The organism is Paenibacillus sp. Mc5Re-14 (assembly GCF_001049835.1).
Taxonomy (GTDB): Bacteria; Bacillota; Bacilli; order Paenibacillales; family Paenibacillaceae; genus Paenibacillus; species Paenibacillus polymyxa_C.
Genome location: NZ_CVPD01000001.1, coordinates 5,518,891 through 5,539,508, shown reverse-complemented (window position 1 = coordinate 5,539,508; position 20,618 = coordinate 5,518,891). Strand labels below are relative to the sequence as shown.

The 20,618-nt window shown below is 36.8% G+C and carries 15 protein-coding genes and 1 pseudogene; 10 read left to right on the top strand and 6 right to left on the bottom strand.

Features of this window, described 5'->3' with window-relative positions:
- Positions 1-263: 263 nt before the first annotated feature.
- Positions 264-1,007 carry a hypothetical protein gene (locus BN1546_RS24890; protein WP_255305545.1) on the top strand — a complete coding sequence of 248 codons (744 nt, stop codon included), beginning with the start codon at positions 264-266 and terminating at the stop codon, positions 1,005-1,007.
- Positions 1,008-1,480: 473 nt separating this feature from the next.
- A pseudogene (locus tag BN1546_RS28130) lies at positions 1,481-1,698 on the top strand (GNAT family N-acetyltransferase); the annotation flags it as partial.
- A gap of 404 nt (positions 1,699-2,102) precedes the next feature.
- Here the strand turns inward: BN1546_RS28130 and BN1546_RS24880 are convergent.
- From BN1546_RS24880 to BN1546_RS28125, 3 genes are all read right to left on the bottom strand, one after another.
- Positions 2,103-3,323, bottom strand: coding sequence for a CynX/NimT family MFS transporter (locus tag BN1546_RS24880; RefSeq protein WP_058712577.1), 1,221 nt, complete (start codon positions 3,321-3,323; stop codon positions 2,103-2,105).
- Positions 3,324-3,523: 200 nt separating this feature from the next.
- Complete coding sequence (locus BN1546_RS24875; protein WP_090739094.1) at positions 3,524-4,321, bottom strand: dihydrodipicolinate synthase family protein; 798 nt, start codon at positions 4,319-4,321, stop codon at positions 3,524-3,526.
- Positions 4,322-4,633: 312 nt separating this feature from the next.
- Positions 4,634-4,822 carry a cupin domain-containing protein gene (locus tag BN1546_RS28125; protein ID WP_165083947.1) on the bottom strand — a complete coding sequence of 63 codons (189 nt, stop codon included), beginning with the start codon at positions 4,820-4,822 and terminating at the stop codon, positions 4,634-4,636.
- A 474-nt stretch (positions 4,823-5,296) separates the two neighbouring features.
- Here BN1546_RS28125 and BN1546_RS24865 point away from each other — a divergent pair, with 474 nt between their 5' ends.
- Positions 5,297-6,211, top strand: coding sequence for a LysR family transcriptional regulator (locus tag BN1546_RS24865; protein WP_013371247.1), 915 nt, complete (start codon positions 5,297-5,299; stop codon positions 6,209-6,211).
- A gap of 471 nt (positions 6,212-6,682) precedes the next feature.
- Here BN1546_RS24865 and BN1546_RS24860 read toward each other — a convergent pair whose 3' ends face one another.
- Complete coding sequence (locus BN1546_RS24860; RefSeq protein WP_090739093.1) at positions 6,683-7,630, bottom strand: cation diffusion facilitator family transporter; 948 nt, start codon at positions 7,628-7,630, stop codon at positions 6,683-6,685.
- Between the two features lie 288 nt (positions 7,631-7,918).
- Here BN1546_RS24860 and BN1546_RS28580 point away from each other — a divergent pair, with 288 nt between their 5' ends.
- The 5 genes from BN1546_RS28580 (at position 7,919) to BN1546_RS24835 (ending at position 13,783) form a co-directional block, all read left to right on the top strand.
- Complete coding sequence (locus BN1546_RS28580) at positions 7,919-8,215, top strand: TnsA endonuclease N-terminal domain-containing protein (RefSeq protein ID WP_090739092.1); 297 nt, start codon at positions 7,919-7,921, stop codon at positions 8,213-8,215.
- A gap of 317 nt (positions 8,216-8,532) precedes the next feature.
- Positions 8,533-9,183 carry a PDDEXK family nuclease gene (locus tag BN1546_RS24850; protein WP_090739091.1) on the top strand — a complete coding sequence of 217 codons (651 nt, stop codon included), beginning with the start codon at positions 8,533-8,535 and terminating at the stop codon, positions 9,181-9,183.
- The gene (locus tag BN1546_RS24845) at positions 9,180-11,186 is read left to right on the top strand and encodes a DDE-type integrase/transposase/recombinase (RefSeq protein ID WP_090739090.1); all 2,007 of its coding nucleotides are present in this window, start codon (positions 9,180-9,182) and stop codon (positions 11,184-11,186) included. The genes BN1546_RS24850 and BN1546_RS24845 overlap by 4 nt, the downstream gene beginning before the upstream one ends.
- Before the next feature lie 15 nt (positions 11,187-11,201).
- Positions 11,202-12,179 (top strand): ATP-binding protein, encoded by a 978-nt coding sequence (locus BN1546_RS24840; protein ID WP_090739089.1) that lies wholly within the window; start codon positions 11,202-11,204, stop codon positions 12,177-12,179.
- 14 nt (positions 12,180-12,193) lie between these two features.
- Positions 12,194-13,783: a hypothetical protein gene (locus BN1546_RS24835; protein ID WP_090739088.1), complete on the top strand. Its 1,590-nt coding sequence runs from the start codon at positions 12,194-12,196 to the stop codon at positions 13,781-13,783.
- Between the two features lie 445 nt (positions 13,784-14,228).
- Here the strand turns inward: BN1546_RS24835 and BN1546_RS24830 are convergent, their stop codons facing one another.
- Entirely contained in the window at positions 14,229-15,224 is a 996-nt protein-coding gene (locus BN1546_RS24830) for a DGQHR domain-containing protein (RefSeq protein ID WP_090739087.1), read from the bottom strand.
- Between the two features lie 136 nt (positions 15,225-15,360).
- Here BN1546_RS24830 and BN1546_RS24825 point away from each other — a divergent pair, with 136 nt between their 5' ends.
- The gene (locus BN1546_RS24825) at positions 15,361-15,696 is read left to right on the top strand and encodes a helix-turn-helix domain-containing protein (RefSeq protein WP_176702358.1); all 336 of its coding nucleotides are present in this window, start codon (positions 15,361-15,363) and stop codon (positions 15,694-15,696) included.
- A gap of 808 nt (positions 15,697-16,504) precedes the next feature.
- Here the strand turns inward: BN1546_RS24825 and ltrA are convergent.
- Entirely contained in the window at positions 16,505-17,896 is a 1,392-nt protein-coding gene (ltrA, locus tag BN1546_RS24820; protein WP_090739085.1) for a group II intron reverse transcriptase/maturase, read from the bottom strand.
- A 678-nt stretch (positions 17,897-18,574) separates the two neighbouring features.
- On the opposite strand from ltrA, the gene BN1546_RS24815 reads away from it, so the two are divergent.
- Positions 18,575-20,617 (top strand): ATP-dependent nuclease, encoded by a 2,043-nt coding sequence (locus tag BN1546_RS24815; RefSeq protein ID WP_090739084.1) that lies wholly within the window; start codon positions 18,575-18,577, stop codon positions 20,615-20,617.
- Position 20,618 lies beyond the last annotated feature (1 nt).

The following is a 20,618-nucleotide window of genomic DNA, read 5'->3' as shown; positions in this document are numbered from 1 at the left end:
TGCGAAATTCGTAGATAAGAGGTCATGAGAAAGTGATGTAAGCTTTTGGATGCTAGGTGAACAAGGAGAGCCTGCTTACCTTATGACGGATTTTCTTATAATGGACTGATTAAAACCCATGAAAACGTGGGTTCTTTTTTATGCAACATTAACGTTATCTTTGTGTGATCAAACATAGGGCTTTAGCAGTTAGACACCATTCATAGATATAGTGAATAAGTGGATAGTGTATAATGAAGAAAATAGGAACGGAGGACAAATCGGTGAAGATACAACTATTGGTACTAATCATTTCTATTGGTGGAGTAGTATTAGCGACATTCATTTCTGTGTTTGCTGTGCTTCGATTGAAAAAGAGTCATCAAACGGCGAGTGACGAACAGAAGAATAGTAGAAAAGTAAACTTAGCCATACCGTCTAAAACATTTGAAGTTGAACTCCATCAATCACTCTTTCAGGACTGGGGAAGTGGTGTGGAGGAATCATCGTTTCAAGACGATAAATCTAGTGTTTATCTAGAAGTTTATAATCATGGAAATATCCCAGCAGAAAATGTCATGGTTGAGATTGCGGTTGATTTTGATGAATTAAATGATTTTATGAAAGATCATACCGCTTTCAATGATGATGATAATCATTCATTTTATCTTTCTGAGGAAGAAGAAAAAGTCGTTATTTCATTTAATAAAGCAGAAATTATCAAACATGAAATCAGTTTTCATCTTGAGGAATTGGGAACGATTCACCCTGTTGGCGCAGAAAAACACGGTATAAAAATACATCTTCCTAGATGGTACATATACTTATTGAACATAAAGGCCTTTAATGAAAACTTGGATTTATTCAGTTTGAATATCATATTGGTGTACAAAGATCCGAATAATGAAAGTAAGTTATGTACAGAAGAGTTTTTGATTGAACCTGAGATACATATGGCGAAGAGGGAAGAAGAGCATTCTAATAATAAGGTGAAGTATAGAATTAAGGGTGAGTTAATAATAGAATAACTGTTTAGCACGGTTTATACGGCTTCCAGTAAGTAGTCGTTCTTTTTTTTGTTTCAAAAGATACTTAACAATATCCTGGCAGCCAGCTACAAGGCAATTAAAATGAACAAATGGACTTCAAGGATCAATGTGAAATCGGTGAACCTATTTAGGTAACTTTGCGTCATTAATGTAGGAACATTTTTGTCATTGGATAAAAATGGGGAGAATATGGACTAAGTAATTGTAGTGACACAAATCTTCCCTAAGTCTAGCCTCAGGGATAAATACAGTGAGATTGATGAATTTTACCTGATTTATATCATGAAGAATCTACGTTGCTATGCGGGTTTTCTAAGACATCTTCACAAAACCCGTATCTCTTTTAGTTTGATTAAATTATTATTTAGTCTTTATTTAATAAGGATTTTATATATTGTGTCACAATATATATATATTTGATTGTAAGTATAGGTTTAAGCCATAGACACATCGGCAGAGGAATAGCCACAGAAGCAACAGCGAAAGCCATAGCTTCTATCCATTCTGAAAAGAAACATGAATTCATTCATGCTTTTTGCAATCCTGCTTCTAATGTCATTTGTCGCAAGCTTGGCTTCTTCTTATTGGTGAATGTGATTTTGAATACCCTGTTGGTACTACCATACGATGTAATGACTGGAGGCTGAGGGTCGGGGACGGCTTATCTTAGTTGTGTAAAATAGATATTAATTGTAATTTGCAAGAAATATGTCGTACCGTTCGGCACAATAGCATGCAGCGCTTCCATGAGCTTGAGTGAGGAAACTAAATCATTTCCAGGGAGCTTAATGATTAAGTGGATCAATTCGAAAGATCCCAGGAAATAAAGAAATGATCTCGCCAAATTTGGAACTGGGATTCATAAATTCAACGGATTAGCATTCAGTTCTAATAATCTTGTCCAACTCACGGGAAACGTTAGTTCAATAAAATAGCGACAGTCGGTAAGAAGTTCTCTTGTTTTCAACTATCCATTCCCCTTTATATATTAATACCAATTACAAAAAAGTCCCAAAAACAAATGTTTTTGAGACTGGGTTAAAAACCAAGTATTCTTGTTTACTGACTGGTATCCTATGCTACATATTCATTTTTTCCTGCGCCTATACCCGTGATAAAGATAATAACAGAAGTTAAAACTAACATCAGTAAGGAAGTATTCCAATTATGTGTCACATCATGTAACCATCCAAATAAGACAGGGCCGATAGCAGACAAAAGATAACCTAATGATTGAGCCATGCCGGATAATTCTGCTGCCTCATTCGTATCTTGAGTACGTAAACTAAAAAACATCATAGCTAAACTAAAGGCAAATCCCACTCCAATTCCAACCATGATTATCCATATTGGAATAAGGATCGTGCTTCCGTGTAAGATACCGAATACCCCTCCAATAAGCAAGACGACTGAAACCAGTACTAATGAATGCTGCTTCTTTAAACGTCCAGCTAAAATAGAGACAATAAACGTAGTAGGAAGCATAGCAAATTGCATTAAAGACAACATCCAGCCAGCTTCATGAGTGTTCAGCCCTTTTTGTTCAAGAATTTCAGGAAGCCACGTTATCATGGTATAAAAGATTAAGGATTGAAAACCCATAAATAACGTGACATTCCATGCTAGTTTAGAATGCCATAAGTTTATAGATTTAACTTTCTTTTTAGTTTGTACAAATCTAATAGATTTATGTTGATTTTGTATTAGTGGTAACCAAAAGAAAAGTGTTAGAAGAGATAAGATTCCCCAGCATCCGAGACCTCCTGACCATCCTAACCCTGATAATGAGGAGATGGGGATACTTATACCGGATCCAATAGCTCCACATAAATTCATAGAGACTATATAAATCCCTGTTATCATTCCTACATTTTGTGCAAAGTTATGTTTAATGAGACTGGGGAGTAATACATTACCAATGGCAATACATGAACCAATTAAGATTGTTCCTATAAATAAGGTTATTACACCACCAAAAGAACGTATTCCAAATCCAATGGTTAATAAGATTAAAGAAATAAATAGGATAAACTCCGTACTAAAACGTTGAGCTAACTTAGGGGCAAAAGGGGATAAGAATGCAAAAGTAAGTAAAGGTACTGTAGTTATTGTCCCTGCTAGTATATTAGATATGCCTAAACTGTCACGTATAGAATTTATTAGTGGACCCACTGATGTTAGTGGTGCTCTGAGATTGGCTCCCATTAGGATGATACCTATAATAAGTAATCCTATTCTAGGCTTTAGATCCGGTTTCGGTTGTCCTAGTTGATTGGTTTTTTGTGAAATACCCATGATCGCTATAGATCCTCCGCATTTAATACTAAAGCTTTTCTAAATTAGGTAATCAATTCATTTATTGTTTGGATTGCCAAACTTCTATATTGTTCCACAATAGTAACCGTAAAGCAGAGAACATAATAAAATGTTGTTTTCTACTGACGGTTACTTTTAAACATTTTAATTAAATTAAGCGAATTTTTGGACTTCTCCCGTTAGTTAATAGGAGAACGACAAGCCCCTACTTTTATACCTAAAGAATTATAGTGATTTTTTATGTTTATGATGGCTTGACCACTTGTAACTTTATCAATTAATTGTTTTATCTTCCAAAGGTCTACTGGTTTATTCATTAATAAGTCATTAAAAATTTGTTTGATTTCTTGTGGGTAAACATTTCCTACCATACTAGAAAGTCCATTACATCCATTCATTATCTTTTCTATAAGATTTACATCTCCACCAGCGAACATGATGAAATCATCTGGTAAGTCAGTATTATGGTGACGTTTGGCATCACTCTCTTCTTTAAGTCCTACAAGGTTAGAGTACTTCTGGTTAATAACAGTCTTTAATGATTCAGCACTTAGCTCAAATCCTGTTCGGAAAGGATTATTATAAAGGACAACGTTTTTGGTAGTATGTTGTAGCAGCTCATTGATATAAGAAATAGCTTGTTGTTGTGTCGGCTGAATGTAAGGTGGAAACTGAATTAGAATAGAATCAAAAACAGATTCCTCAAGCTTTTTAACCAGTTTTATTGCATTTCTTGTTGTTGTAGCTGATACGCCAAACATCAGTTCAACATTTTCAAATTTTTGTTGATTAAAATAATCAATAATATGGATACGCTCTTCAATGCTCATTGAATTTTGTTCGCCTGTCGTAGCAGACACAAGTAGTGAATCTATCCCGTTATCTGTTAAATATTTAACAATAGGATTGAATCCTTCTAAATATAAGCTCTCATCATCACGAAAGGGAGTTGGAATAGCAACATTAAAATTTTTCATCAGTTATATCCTCCAGTGTATATACATTACAAGAACTAATTTGTACATAAGGTCAAATACTAAATCCTTTCAGATAATTTTTAAAAGGTATATTTGAATGACTAAATTGTTCTATGTTCATGTTGTTTAAAGTTTGGTTACATTCTTCAGGCCAAAAGTATTAACTAATCTTTTCTAGTTATTCTTTGTTTGTGTATCTGGTTTGACTATGTGACGAGGTGTACTACCCACCGGTTTCTCTAAAAACCAAGTGCCCATTGAAGTAAGAACCGGTACATTTTGAAACGTGTAAATAATAGCATCCTCTGTTTGTTAAGTGTTGCAATGCTCATGAGCAGAGCAAGGAGGAGCTAAGAATAGGTCACCTTTTTTCAATTCAATCTTTTCTCCATCCACGATACTATAACCTTCGCCCTGAAATACTAGATTGAGAGCTACATTAGTATGACGATGAGCTTTATTATGCCCACCAGGTTTAAAAATTTGGACGACTACTTTCATAGTTGATGAAGTTCCATGCGTATCCCCTGTATGATTATGAATGAGTGACAATGTTCCACGGCCACTTTAAAGAAAGCCTTCTGATACAGATTAATTGAGTAATGGATAAATGTCTTTCCATTTCCATGAACATGCTCGAACGGCAGGCTTCCTACTCTTTATTAAAAACTCACTGTAGTAGATAATCTCTGTTTTTTGACTACCCATCTTATCACCCCCACAAAATTTTTACACAGTTTAAAGAATTTATACTTTTAGGATTAAAGACTTTACTTTGATCTCTGTGCAACTAATAGTCTAAGACAGTTCAATCAATAGTACAATTCAATTATTTATATAATAACCATAGGTTTAACCTATGGTATAATGTGTAATATCTAAGATTGTTTATAGTATTCCTATTGAAATTCATGTTAATGAACTTGCAAAATGCAAAGGTAGGAACTATTACCGTTTAAATCAGGAGGCTTAAGAATGGAGTTAAGACAACTTGAATATTTTTACGCTGTGTGCCAAGAGCTACATTTTACAAGAGCAGCAGAAAAGGTAGGGATTTCTCAACCTTCTTTAAGTCAACAAATTCGTTTGTTAGAACATGAAATTGGCACACTTTTATTTGATCGCATGGGTAAAAAGACGGCTCTTACGGAATCAGGGGAATTACTCTTAAAGTATACACGTAACATTTTTCATGAACTGGAACAGGCAAAAACCTCAATAGATGAACTAAATGGCCTTCAAAGAGGAACCATTTCTATAGGCACCTTGTTAACCGTTGAAAATTACCTCATTCCGCCCACATTACGTAGTTTTCATCATCTATATCCTGGTGTTAAGATATCTGTGTTTGGATTACGTACTGGGGATATAAAAAAACAACTGTTAGAAAATAAGCTGGATATAGGCATTGTTTTTTTACCTATGAAAGGGGATGAATTAGAAACCATTTCTTTATATAGAGAGGAAATGGCGTTTGCAGTGCCTGTTGGACACCCGTTAGAGAATCAGGATAAATTAGGTATAGAAGTCTTGCAAACAACACCTTCCATCTTACTTCCTGAACAATACTTTATAAGACAGCTTATAAATAAAGCTTGTAAAGATGTGGGGTTTATTCCAGAACCGGTCTTTGAAATTACAACCATGCAATCTTTAATTAATATGGTTATAGATAGGATAGGGGTAACTATATTACCGCGACCTTACTTAGAGTACCTTAACCATCCTCGTATCAGAATTATTCCCATTTTAAATGTTAATCTTGCTCGATATATAGGAATTATCTACAGGAAAGATAAATACCTGAGTGCTGCGACACGTATTTTTATTAATACTCTAAAAGAGGCTTCACTCCATTTGACTCAGAATTTTATGAAAGGCACTGATTAAAAAGTCCACTCATTTTTATTAATCTTTATTTATATACTACTGGACATATAAAAGAAAGAAGCTACGACGGTCAGTTCTTTTTTGGATTGGAAAAGTCAGAGGGAATAGCTTCAGGTGCTATTAATATGTAAAGAGAACGGAAAAGTCACAATTTTAAAAATAATAAGGTCATCTTGAATCACTGATTGAATCGTATCAAAGGGCAATCGCGTAGGTAAAGATGCGTACGAAAAACCGTTATTGTGATGGTGGGCAGACTTGAATTATCTCGATTCAGGTATGAATTTGACTTTTGAGAAAATAATGAGGTTTATACTAAATGCCATCGCTCCATTTAAGAAGGAATGACCCATTTTGCGTTAACAGACTTGGATCTTAGTCTACAGAACAAATTTCCAAGGAGTGCATTGGTACTTAGGGGAGCGGTCGAGGATTCAGCCGCTCCAAAAAAGTCAAACAGTCCTCCTTTTATTAATGGCTATGATGTGCATGTGCATCCGGCGCACCTGACTCTATAGTGCACAAAATGGATTCATCGTGTCTATGCTGTTCGGACTCGATCTGCAAAGTAGAGTGAGGAATGTTCTTATGCTCCAGCATATGCTCGATACTATGCAGTAGGGCCTCGGTTTCATACACTGTTTTATTTCCATCAACTACAATATGCGCAGTCAGAGCGTTTAAGTTGCTAGTAATTGACCAAATATGCACATCATGTACGGCTTTCACACCTTCGAACTGCGAAATGGCTTGTACGACTTCCTCTACATCAATGTTACGGGGTGTTCCTTCCATAAGCACATGCAGGGAAGACTTACTAACAAAGTAACCACTGCGAAGGACAAGTACTGCGACAATTACACTAGAAAGTGGGTCTGCCCAACCCCATCCCAAGAACATCATCAGAAGAGCGGCAATAATCGCTCCAACAGATCCCAGCATATCGCTGAGGACGTGCAGATAAGCACCTCTCATATTCAGGTTGTGCTCTGTATCGCTACCTCGCATCATAATCCAGGCAACGAGTATATTAATGAACAGGCCAACAATACTAATAACTAGCATCCCTACTGTAGCTACTTCTGGAGGATTTATAAACCTTTCAATCGCTTCGTAAAAAATGTATAAGGCAATCGCAATCAGAGTAACACCGTTTAGCATTGCAGCCAATATTTCAAATCTCCTGTAACCAAAGGTTTTTTCCTTATTGACAGCTTTCTCTCCAAACTTAAACGCGAACAAAGCGATCGCCAACGCAAGAGAATCCGATAACATATGACCTGCATCCGAGAACAAAGCTAAACTATTGGTAATAAATCCACCAAAAGCTTCAACCAGCATGTAAGTAGTGATGATGATGAAGGAGATCAGCAAAACTTTTTTATTGTTGTGTCGATGTCCATGATCATGTCCTGCCATACATATCCCAGCTTTCTATTTTATTAACATATGAGCAACTGTTCATATGTTTTATTGACTTTAATTATATGTGGGGAAAATCTACACGTCAAGTGCAGCATGGCAACATCAGTATTTAGTTGCCTTTAAGTTTTATAAAGCATTAAAGCACTTCCGTATTGAGAAAGTGGTTAATAGGTCTAACGTTGTTTTAGTGTATCTATTTTATGGTGTATATAAAGAGGGAATATTTTAAACAGCTTTAAGAAGTCGAGTAGGAACGTCGAATTTAAAAAATAGAAACAAGCAATCAAAGCTTATTGTGAACAATATCCTAAGATTAGCTATGCTTTTAATGGTGAGCTACATACAAGTATTTTTGACATGTGGATTCAGTTGAAAGATGGAACTGTAAAATGTTGTGAGGTTAAATATGAATTCGAGTTAAATCCCGAAAATCCGCGTAACTCCCGAACATTGAAACAAATAAAGGCACAGAAAATTTGGTGCGATAATAACGGGATTATACATGAAGTTGTTACAGACAAAGATCTAAGAAAGAACCACTTAGAATTGGAAAATAAATTAAAGGTTATTGTACAGTGACACAAAGTGTAGCCCTTACTGAATCCTTATTTTATAAGGTTTTTTTTTATTTTAGGAGAAACTTTGTGTCACAAATTTGCGACACAAAGTTTCTCCCTTTCGAGGTAAATGACACAAAGTTTCTCCCTTTTGAGGAGTTTGTAACATTTAGAGCGGCAGTAAATTTAGAATTACTTAGTGGTACGGCTAGATATAATTTTGCTTGAATCGACATTATGTAGTTTGGTTTGACAAAAATAGTTCTTTTTCGAAAGAGGAGTGCAAAGTACTTTGACGAATTAGGTTCTTAATACTATTTTTCACAATGAGGCGGGCATATGTATAAACCTATTATTTCAAAAAAACTCGGGGTAAATAGATGGTTTGTTTTTAGTAAGAAGTTAAACCGGGAAGTTAGGCTATATGGACAACTTGAGTATGACCATTGGGTATTAATTGAAATGGATCCGCAAGTAATAAACTATTGCGAAAAGCCCTTAGAAATTAATCATTCATACTTTGGAAGACCTGACACGGCTTTGATCGATATGTGGGTGAAAAGGAAAAGTGAAGAGGAGTTTATAAATATTGCCTACTCCCATCAATTGGACTCTCATAATGAAAATTTTAATATCGGCATGTTTGAAAAAATAAATGCTGTGAAACTTTGGACACAGTCTAATAATCATAGCCATATAGTTACAATGGAAAGCGATATTTATTCAAACTCAATACTCCTGGAAAATAAGAAACGCCTACTTCCTTATAACTATGATATTGCTTCATTAAATCTAAAATTAAAAGATAGAATAATTAACCATGTTAAAAAAGGATTGATTAACATAATGGATCTCGAAGTGCAATTACTAAACGAAACAAACATATATGACTTTCAAAAAGCTCTATATATGCTAATTATCCAAGAATTGGTTTCAAGTAATATTGATCAAAAACCACTTGGTCCTGAAACGAAGGTGTTTTTACGTTGAGCAGAAAACGCTTATTAGAAATGTTCCAAATGCACGAGAAATATCTTGATTTATCAAATTGGCCTATAGTAAATAAGTTATCTTTAGATCAAGCTAGTCTTGAATTGTATAAAATACGTGAACTTGCAGTCAGTTTATACATGCAACAAAAGTTAACCAACCAAGAAATATTTGAAGCAACGGGCATAAATGAAAAGGAAGTGCGTCGTCTTATAAAAAGATGCTTAATGTGGGATGATGGTACAGATATTATTTGGGGGTTTCGGGCTCTGATACCACAAAAGAGAGTTTCTAATTATCAAAGAAAGTCACATACATCTGCCATTGCAAAAGATGGAAATAATCATATTCCAAAATTAACGGGGGCATTCTCCAAACTAATGGATGAGTACCCATTAATAAAAGAAAAGCTTACAAAAGCCTATCTTCGAAAAATAGGGTCCCGAAAAGAACCGCAGTTTGTGAGAGGTAACGATATTCATTATTACTTTTTAGAACTTTGCAAAAAAGAAGGATTAGGTGAAAGAGATTATCCGTTTAACACATCGGACCAAGGAAAGAGATCTTTATATCGTTACTTTAAAATAATAGAATCTAAAAATTTTGGTTCAGCAGCAAGCCTCTATGGTCCAGAAGCATCGCGAAATGCAAGAAAAATGAGCTCAAAAAATACTCAGTTAACAACTCCCTTGCTAGTTCGGCCATACCAAAGGGTTCAATTTGATGGGCATCGAGTTGATGCATTTTTTACAATATCATACAAAACTCCTGAAGGGGATTGGGTAACAGATACAATAGAGCGGGTATGGTTACTGGTCATTATTGATGTAGCCACTCGAGTTATAATTGGCTATCATCTAAGCTTGAATAAAGAGTATACGCAATATGATGTCCTTAAATGTATTAAGAATGCAGTAATGCCGTATTCAAAAAGGTCATTACTTATTGATGGCTTAAACTATCTCGGATCAGGTGGGTTCCCTTCTGAGGTGATACCACAAGCAGAATGGGCTTTATGGGATGAATTTAGTTGTGACAATGCGAAGGCTAATCTATCTGAATTGGTTCGCGATCGCTTGTATCATGTGATAGATTGTAGGATAAATCCCGGTCCTGCTGGAGTACCAGAGTTTAGAGGAATCATCGAAAGATTTTTTCGTACGCTTGAAAACCGAGGGTTCCATAATTTGATAAGTACAACTGGAAGTCATCCAAATGATCCAATTCGAAGAGACCCAGAAGGCGCAGCTAAGCGGTATGAGATCTCTTTAGATCACCTGGAAGAACTCACTGATGTCCTTATCTCAGATTACAATGGAACACGCCATGGAGGTATAAACAATTTTTCGCCTCTTGAACTGATGAAACAAAGAATAGAATTAAGAAATATGCTCCCCCGAACATTAGAAGTCTTTAAAAGGAAGGATATCATCTTCTTTTCTTTACAATTGGATAGAACAATACGAGGTAATGCGAAGAATGGTAGGCGTCCTTTTGTTCATTACGAGGGTGTAGATTATCGAAGTAGTGTTCTTTCTAATAGTCCGTTTTTAATAGGAAAAGAATTAACATTGCTCATCAATACTGAAGATTTACGAGTTATTCGAGCATTTCTGCCTGATGGCAGTGAGTTTGGTTACCTCACTGCATCTGGAAAGTGGGGGATAAGCCCCCATTCATTAGTGGAGCGTAAGGCGATAAACAAATTGCGCGATAATGGAGATATATCTTTTACTCCTTATCAAAATCCCGTTGCTGTATATCACGAATTTATAAAGAAGAAAAGTTCAAAGAGCAAACGTTATCGAAATCGTCATGCAGAGGTTTTACGAAAAACTAAAGAAGAAGAGCTACGGAGGATTGATATTCAAGAAAGTGAGGACGTAACGGAGCAAATTGTAAGTGAAGATAGTCAATCTTCAACTCAACTTTCGTCATTAGAAAAAAACATAAGTAAACAAAATGAAACGATAACAAAGCCATTAAGGACTTTCAACTACTAATTTGGAGATGGATATATGAATACTATTGAACGTCCTCTAGTTCCTTTGGGAAGCCACCCAGTTGAGAGAACAACATATCTTATTGGTACTAAGGAAGTCGCAAGGATGTATGAAGAAATTAAGCAGTGGATAGAAAATCGTTCACCTGGTGGGCTGGCATATGGGCGGCCTAGATTAGGAAAATCGAGAGCTATTCGCTATCTATCTCAAGCACTTCCGTATGACTTCGGTGACAATTTACCTATCTATCATATATTATGTGACTTAGGAAACAAGACAATGAACGAGAATAAATACTTAGAAGAACTATTAATAGGCGTAGGCCATGCAATTCCTTATTCAGGTAAAACTATCATGAAAAGAGAGCGACTAATTAAGTTTTTAAAGGAGAAGGCTGAGACATCTGGAACACATCGAATTATTTTCTTTATTGACGACGCTCAAAGTCTTGTGGAATTACAATATGAGATTCTTATGGATATTTATAATAAGTTGGAAGCGGATGGAATTAGTTTAACTGTAATTCTGGTTGGACAAGAGGAGCTGATTTATCAACGAACGGCTTTTTTAAGTGCAAAAAAAGCTCAGATTGTTGGACGATTTATGGTGCATGAATATAAATTTTCGGGAATTAAAAAAATGGATGATATAGAAACCTGTTTAGATGGTTACGACGTAGAATCAGAATATCCTATTGGAAGTGGTTGGTCGTACACAAGATATTATTTTCCTGACTCCTTTGAAGATAATTTTAGACTTAAAAATTATACGAAAGATATTTATGATATTTTCAATGAATTAAGAACTGAAAATGGTTTACATGGTGAGTTTGAGATTCCGATGCAATACTTTACCTTGTCTGTTGAGTATGTTTTAAAAAAATTTGGTATGGATGGAAGATCTGTAGATTATCTAACCAAGGTACACTGGCAAGAAGCTATCCAAAAATCAGGTTATATCGAAAACGAAATATATATGGATGTCTTATCTTAATCGGTGAGGTAAAAATGGCAACTATTTTTCAATTAGAAGAAAAAAAGGTTGATAAAACTATGTATGCTAAGATTTGTTGGAGATCAGATTGGATTTCTCCCTTTGAATCTCCATGGGGGTTATTTGAAAAGTTCAAACACGCTAATGAGGCAGATATGAAGGACATTCTTCAGCTCTTTGGAAATGAGAGGGTTAAGGCTTTGAAGAATCCTTCAAGTAATCTAATTAGAGATCTAATTAATCTAAATGCTTTTGATCCTAGTAAACTTTTAGAGGGCTTACAATATGACCTCATCTCAACAAATGAAAGGTATGTGAAGAGCATTGTAGGAGTAATGCCGGATTGGTACTTTGACGGTCCAAAGAAATTCGAAAGCCCAATTTTTTTTCGGAGAGAACTTGCTTATTGTGAACATTGCTTTAAAAAGGGTTATCATAGTATATTTCATCAATTTGTCCTTTTAAGCGACTGCCCATTTCATCTAACACCTTTAAAATACGAGTGTCCATCTTGTAGCTCTAAGATTCCCTATCTGTTGCTGCGCAATGAATTTAGAGCCCCCTTTATCTGCAGATGTGGATACAACTTCCTATCATATAATGACTATTCCTTAATTGACTGGAAGCCTACTTCTATAGAAGAGTTACGATCGGAAGTAGTGAAAAAATGGATAAATATAAATGATTCTCAAGTTGAACGATTGGCGAGCCTTTTTATTGATCCTAATTTTGATTGGGCTTCAATGCCTAACGCACTTGAAAAAGTGTACGATTTAATTAAGAAGGAAGATGAATGTAAATCTTTAACTGATGAATTTGATAAACATAATCATTACGTAGTATCTAGCTCCTCATATATTAAAAATATAAGAGGAATAAAAGAGAAGCGCGAAGATCAAATTTATACTAAAAAGTACTTTCCAAAAATTAATAGTGATTATATATGGAAAATGAAGTATCTTGAATTCATCAAAGAACTGAATCAGTCATTTGAAATAACAATTAGCGGGTTAGCAAAGCATATTAGGAAAGAATTATCGGATCATAAAACTTGTATTAAACATTTTTTTAGAAGCTTAGAAGAAAAAAATAATGAACCTTTTTGTCCTTATGCTTATGCATACTTAAACTGGCGACATTCTTTGCAGAATTTTTTTTTTCTTGGAGGAGTAGATAATTGTAGAACTCCTGACCGAAGTAAAGGACCCTATTTACGTTTACCTCCTTATTTTTCGTATCAACTTTCAGAGCTATATCGCTACTTTAGAAGAGAAACCGAAGATATAACACTAGAAAGTCGGGCATCTCTAAAATGGGGACTTAATCGAATTATTGTTCACTTTGCCTATCATTATTTTTTGAATTGGTTGGAGAAATCAGAGGATTTTGCAACTAGACGTGTTGAAGTGGGAACTATTCCATTCGATCAGAACGATGTTCCATTTTACATCGCTAAATTACCCTGGGCAGATAATGAGAGTTATGAATTTCACTGGTGGACAGAAAAAAAAGAAGAAAAGGAATTGCATCTTCTGTGTCCATATAATTCTGTTAAGAAAAGACGAATAAAACAGAAAGCCTACAAGAGAAATCGAATAGATTAGAAATAATAAATCACTTTTCCGATATTGGTTATGAGTGACTTATCTAAAAACAAAAATATGGTATTTTGTAAATGAGAATAAAAAGGTACTAATGTATCTATATTTACTGAGAAGTAAGGATCACAAAATTTTGTATACTTGATAAGATAGAAATTAGAACCAATCATTTTAGAATATCAACATTAGGAATTCAGAGAACTATTATTTTTTTTAATAATGTTCAGTTGAAATAATGTACGTTTTTTGAATGGCTCATTGTGTACTAATTGGACATTAAGAATGAGCGAGGTAATTGTTGTTTCTAATGATCGGATCGAAATGAAGTTTGGTAGATACTCAATTAATGGTAAAGTCTGTCACGAGTCAATATTTTTGAAATCACTCAGAAAAATCAATTAAACCAAAAGAGCACTGCAGATTCATTAATTCTGCAGGCTCTTTTTAATTATTTAGCCATGATGTCTGCAAGTTCAGTTGCTAAAGACTTAGATCCAGACAATCCCTTAAGATATCGAAGGTGTCCAGTTGAAGACCAATCTATATCCTTTAGTTTTTGTACAGCTTGAGCTAGTGACGTGTAATCAATTTTCTTTTTTTCAATTAAAAGAAACTTGTCTAGTACAATTCCCGCAGCTATAGATAATGCATCTAGACAAACTATATGAGTTATACGATGACCGCCATAATCTAACCATTCATAAGAGAACGTGTCTTTTAATGTATTGTAATAATGCAGGGCAATATTGAGTTTTTCCTCTTTTGAAATTAGTGCTACATCATCCTTTTTAAATAAAAAATGAAGAGTACGATATAGATTCTGCAAGGTAATGTGACGACCTTTAACTCGTTTCCCAATAATACTGCCAATATTATAAAACGGACTTTCTTTGCGTACAAGTAATTCGGTGGCAACCCAGCTCAGCTCATCAGAGTCACGCCTTAAGTATTTACTGAGGGAAGGGCCGATCCCTTTGGCTTTAGTGTTAATGGTATCAAACAACTGAATCTCCTCATCTTCGTCTAGAGAATGAAACGCTAAGAAAGGAACCATAATATCTGCGTTTGTTTCTTGGATATACCTCTGAATGCCACCAAGCCGATGCTGTCCATCCATAAGAGAAGCCTTCCCTTTACATAATTGACGGCCATAATTAGGCCGTAGTTTGTCATAAGCGCTAAACTCCCAGTTAGAACAAGCATTTAACAACACAGGTGTGAATAAAGCATCATCGCCTTTGGATAAATACAAAGCAAAATCATGACAACGTTTAGGATCTACTGGGCGTTGGTATCCTTTTCCTGACTTATCGTCATAAGGTTTAACAAAAGTAAGGTTTAACGCTATTGTGGCTGGCACGTTACTTTGATAGATAACCTTTCCACGCATCTTGCTCTGGATCACGTTTTCAATAACAACTTGTTGCGGTATTCTTTGGTCCATAATATTGTCACTCCATTATGTTTGATGAATAAAATAAATATAGAACTTATAAGTTCTTTTTACAATGGTATTTATAGTATAATGATCTGTTTTGATTTCACTCATCTATTTAGGCTTATTGTAGGTGGTGGTATCAGTGACTGATTTAGCTGAACTTATTGGGGTTCGTATTCGGCAAATAAGAAAATTGAGCGGCTTAACCCAAGAGCAACTTGGCGAGCGTGCTCAGTTACAAAGTACATATATAGGAGGAGTAGAGAGAGGGGAGCGGAATATTTCTATTGAAACACTTGAAAAGCTGATTAGAGCATTAGATATGAGCCCTTCTGAGTTTTTTTATTTTGGTGACAATCCTATTGAAAAAAATACAGATAAAAATGAGCTAATACACATCTTTATTTCGAAACTCATGACACAAGAAACCCAAAATATTCGTAAGATGATTAATATTTATAAAGAGATCTTTGAATAGCAATTCAGTTGAAACCATCAATTGTATTGCTACAGAGTTAACCCTTGGCGTAATAAAGAGTTGTTCACTTATTTTGGAAATTATGAGTTTGCTACGCCCGTGACCACTTGGCAGAGAAGTATCTAAATAAAGTAGAACCACAACGCATATCAGAGAGCAAAAAAATCATTTGAATGGTCTAGTTCTTCTCCTTTGCTCAAATGAATTGATCAGATAGTAATTCTCTCATATTACTCCTAATTGTCCCGCTAAAGTTCGAAACAAATTATCGATTTTTATCAAAGTGACAAGTAAACGAGCCACTAAACTGAGTGATAAATCTAATAGAATATTTTGTGACTTAAAAACGTACAACAACTGGTTATAGCTAGTTGTTTTTTTTGTAGATGTTCTGTTGCTAACGTAGAAAAGGATTGAGATATTACGAATACTTGGGTAGTTCAGCAAAGTATTTCTCGGCGAGAGGAGATTATCTCATCCTGATGGTAAGGAAAGATGGAGGTAATGGGATCGAGCGCGCGTCATTTTAATGGATGTCTACGACTCTGAGCAGATCTCTAAACGGGATTAAGGTAGCTTATCAAAGTTTTGACCAAATTGATTTTTTTTTAAAATTACTTATATGGATTATCATTGAATAGCTAAGGAAATAACGTTACGTCACCTACGCCAACAACTGTACATCACTTGAAGTATCGATCTACTTAACAAGCAACGAAATATGCACTAATCGAGTAGGAGGGGGCGGCAAGCCCCCGTCCTCTCACACCACCGTACATGCGGGTCCGCATACGGCGGTGCCAAAAGGTTAACAAAGTTCCAGATAACGTGAAAGCAAACTTTTCAGCCCTTTCGCTTCCCAGTAGGAAGTGGGAAGGGCATTATTCGTGTTCCGGGACATTTCCCATGCGCCTCGCCGCGAGTTAGCCATCCTAAAACAAGCCCACTCTGGTACCCCAAGTACCCGAAGTTCGCGGATTCGTGTGCGTACTCGTTTCCATTGCTTCCACAGGCACATTCGGAATCTTCTCCGAATCCATTGGTCCAGTATTTGGAAGTGCGTCTTTGCCGACGCTAGACGGAAATAGCCAAGCCACCCCATCAGGTAGCGGTTTATACGGCTAATCCGTTCTTCCATGGAAATGGACCAGGTTCGATTCGTCAGTTCACGAATTCTTTCCTTGAATCGTGAGATTGTCTTTGGTGCTAATCGAATGGTCGCCTGTTTCTGGCTCAGGAAACTGAATCCTAAGAACTTCCGGTGCCACGGCCTGGCCACCGCACTTTTCTCCCGGTTCACTTTCAGTTTTAGCTTTCCTTCTACAAATCGGCTCACCGATTCCATGACCCGTTCGCCTGCTCGCTTACTCCCCACAAAGATATTACAGTCGTCCGCATAGCGTACGAATCGCAGGCCTCGTCCGGTCAATTCTTTGTCCAAATCGTCCAGTAGAATGTTTGCCAAAAGCGGACTGAGCGGACCGCCTTGCGGCGTTCCTTCCCGGCTACGCTCCAGCTTTCCATCCACCATGACTCCGGCGTTTAAGTAAGCACGAATGAGTATCAGCACACGCTTGTCCGTCACTTTCCGCGCCACTCTTGCCATCAGCATGTCGTGATTCACCTGGTCAAAGAATTTCTCCAGATCAAGGTCTACGACCCACCTCAGGCCACTTTGGATATATCTTTGGGCTTGTCTAACCGCATCATGCGCGCTCTTCCCTGGTCGGAAACCGTAGCTATACCACGAGAAGTACGCGTCAAAAATCGGGTTCATGACTTGTAAAAGAGCTTGCTGGAGAAAACGGTCCATGACGGTCGGAATGCCTAGCAGCCGCACACCGCCTCCGGGTTTGGGGATTTCCACCCGTTTGACTGGCGCAGGTCTATAGGTACCCGCCAGGAGTTCGGCTTTCACCGATTCCCAGTGCGTATTCAAATAAGCTTGTAGATTCGCTACCGTTACATTGTCCACACCAGGAGCTCCTCCGTTTTGCATCACCCGTTTGTAAGCGAGCCTGAGGTTATCTCCTTCGAGCATTCGCTCCAGCAAGTTGTTCTCTGCTTCGCGAGAGGAAGGGGCGACTTGTGCCGACGAAGAACTCGGCGCTCCGGCATACCCTGGCGGCTTCACCGCTTCTCTTTGCCGCAAGCTCTCTTGCGAGATATTCTGCTGTCGCTGCTCTTCATACGAACGCATCGGTTTCCTCTCTCCTTTCGGTTCAGCCCTTCCATAAGCTGTTGCAACAGTTTATGTACTATGGCTTCTGCTGACTCCTGCCAGTTCAGCGTAGCCTCTCGACTACGGTTACAAGTTTTTTTTCTTGCATCTCCCCAGATAAGAGCGTCATCTTTCCGCCCGCGACCACTGGAGTTTACCGCGCCAGTCCTTGGCGGCTTTGGATTTCGTCATGTAGAGGTGACTCATCCGACTGGCACAGCCTCGAATCCAGTTCGTGTACCTTGGCCCGTGCTTTTGCCTCCGGCTTCCTTCAGATTCCACCTCACGATGGACACCCTTGCCCTTGGCTAACGGTAGGCGCTCGCCAGCCCCCGTTCGGGACTTTCACCCTAAAGATAACGCCCATGCTGGGCGTACGCTAAAAAAAGAAGAAACGAGGAAAACCTGTTTCTTCTTTTTTATGCTTTTTTAGAAGAGTTTGAGTTAAGATGAGTCCTTAGACCAGCTTTTGTTTCAATAGATTTTGTTTACATAGATTTCCTTTGAATGTAGAATTACATAATAAAGTATTACTAAAGGCTTATTTATTGTGCGGAAATATACAGTGAGTAGTTCTATAGACTCTGAACGATTTGAAACAAGAATAATAGAGTTGTTTATAATCTTAATAGGTAGAAAGTAGAGGTGCGCCACATTATGAGACTTAGTAAATTAATTATTAGTAACTTTCGTTGTTATGGTTCTGAGGAGACGTCTATTGACTTTGAAGATATTACTACATTTATTGGATCTAATAGTAGTGGGAAAAGTGCGGCATTACAGGCATTGACTAAGTTGTTTGGTGAGACTAATGCGGAAAAAATTCTGGAGAAAACCGATTTTCACGTCCCTCATAATGAAGTGTTGGAAGACTCCGTAAAGAGGGAGTTGTATATTGAAGCGAATTTTTCCTTTCCAGAGGTTGAGGACGAGAGTGATGAAATTCAATATGCAGTACCGACCTTTTTTGAACATTTTGTAGTGGACAAAACAGGAGAAGCACCTTACTTAAGGATAAGATTAGAAGCATCTTGGGAGCAAGGTAACACTCCAGACGGATTAATAGAAAGTAGAATATTTTATGTGTCTACCAATGACGTTACTACAAAAATTTCACAGAGCGATCTTTCTCAAATCAAAATCATCTATGTTCCAGCGATTCGAAATCCCTCTACACTTTTAAGGAATGCTACAGGGACTTTGTTGTGGAGGGTGTTAAAAGGAATCAATTGGTCAAGTGAAACCAAAGAAAATATAAAAAATCAGCTAAAAGAAGCTGAGGATTCATTATTTGAAGAAGCAGGTTTGGAAAAGGTTAGGAGTTCCTTGAAGGACCATTGGAGGTTGTACTATAAAGATGCTAGATACTCAGAGGCGAATATAAGATTCAATAGTACAGATCTGGATCAGTTGATTAAAAAATTTGAGGTTGATTTCATGCCTTCTGTAACACAAAAGGCGTATTCAATGGATTCACTAGGAGACGGTCTCCGGTCTTTATTTTACTTGTCGCTTGTAGACACTTTTTTGGAGATTGAGCAGCAAGCTTTAGAGGGAATCGAAGAAGATGGTGGTCCAGTTTTTAATCTTCAGATTCCAGCTATCTCGATTCTGGCTATCGAAGAACCTGAGAATCACGTATCACCTCATTTACTCGGTAGTATTATTTTAAATCTGAAGAGGATCGCATCTAAGAAGAACTCTCAGGTAATACTTACATCTCATACCGCTTCTATTGTAAAAAGAGTGTCACCTGAATCCATTAGATATTTCAGCATTTCGTTAAAAGAATTAATTACAAAGGTGAAAAAAATTATCCTACCTTTAAAAAATGGATCTCCTGAAAATGAAGAAGCCTACAAGTATGTTAAAGAAGCAGTGAGGGCTTATCCCGAGATGTATTTCTCTAAATTAGTCATTTTAGGTGAGGGAGATAGTGAAGAAATAATTATCCCTAAAATCATTGAACTAGAAGATGAGGAGCATCTCGATAGTTTATCCATTTCTGTAGTACCACTTGGAGGAAGACATGTAAATCATTTTTGGAAACTTTTAAAAGAATTGGATATCCCTTTTGTTACATTATTAGATTTAGATAAAGAACGTTATGGGGGAGGATGGGGGAGAGTAAAGTATGCTTTGGAGCAACTAATTGAAATTGGTATGAACAGAGATAAGTTGCTGAAAATGAAAAATGGAGCTGTCGCTAATTTAAATGAGATGAGCAATTGGGATGAAAAGAATGTCGAAACTCAACAATCTTGGATAAATTTTTTGGAAGGCCACAACATTTATTTTTCAAGCCCTCTAGACCTAGATTTTATGATGCTGGAGGCATTCTCGGATGCTTATAAGAACATTCTGAGAGGGAATGAAGGTCCTTACATAGATGGGGCCGGGAAAGTCATAGACATTGAGGATGAAGATCCTGCTCTGATAAGTTATGAAGAACGGTTAACATTGTCAATGAATCACACATTGAAAAAAAGAGGAGGTAGTGGAGACACTTATTCTTATCATCAAAAGAAGTTAATGGTTTGGTACGATTATTTCTTCTTACAACGCGGAAAGCCTGTTACTCATCGACTAGCTTTACTTCATATCACAGATAACGATTTAAAAACGAATTTACCAGAACCATTAAAACGGATGCTCTCCAAAGTCAAACAAATACTTAATATGGCCAAGAGAGAAGATTAAT

What these genes read in the sequence shown, in the direction of transcription:
- BN1546_RS24830 (WP_090739087.1), bottom strand. Translation starts at nt 15,224, where the DNA reads ATGGACCAAAGAATACCGCAACAAGTTGTTATTGAAAACGTGATCCAG.
- BN1546_RS24860 (WP_090739093.1), bottom strand. Translation starts at nt 7,630, where the DNA reads ATGGCAGGACATGATCATGGACATCGACACAACAATAAAAAAGTTTTG.
- ltrA (WP_090739085.1), bottom strand. Translation starts at nt 17,896, where the DNA reads ATGCGTTCGTATGAAGAGCAGCGACAGCAGAATATCTCGCAAGAGAGC.
- BN1546_RS24850 (WP_090739091.1), top strand. Translation starts at nt 8,533, where the DNA reads ATGTATAAACCTATTATTTCAAAAAAACTCGGGGTAAATAGATGGTTT.
- BN1546_RS28125 (WP_165083947.1), bottom strand. Translation starts at nt 4,822, where the DNA reads ATGAAAGTAGTCGTCCAAATTTTTAAACCTGGTGGGCATAATAAAGCT.
- BN1546_RS24880 (WP_058712577.1), bottom strand. Translation starts at nt 3,323, where the DNA reads ATGGGTATTTCACAAAAAACCAATCAACTAGGACAACCGAAACCGGAT.
- BN1546_RS24840 (WP_090739089.1), top strand. Translation starts at nt 11,202, where the DNA reads ATGAATACTATTGAACGTCCTCTAGTTCCTTTGGGAAGCCACCCAGTT.
- BN1546_RS24835 (WP_090739088.1), top strand. Translation starts at nt 12,194, where the DNA reads ATGGCAACTATTTTTCAATTAGAAGAAAAAAAGGTTGATAAAACTATG.
- BN1546_RS24865 (WP_013371247.1), top strand. Translation starts at nt 5,297, where the DNA reads ATGGAGTTAAGACAACTTGAATATTTTTACGCTGTGTGCCAAGAGCTA.
- BN1546_RS24875 (WP_090739094.1), bottom strand. Translation starts at nt 4,321, where the DNA reads ATGAAAAATTTTAATGTTGCTATTCCAACTCCCTTTCGTGATGATGAG.
- BN1546_RS24815 (WP_090739084.1), top strand. Translation starts at nt 18,575, where the DNA reads ATGAGACTTAGTAAATTAATTATTAGTAACTTTCGTTGTTATGGTTCT.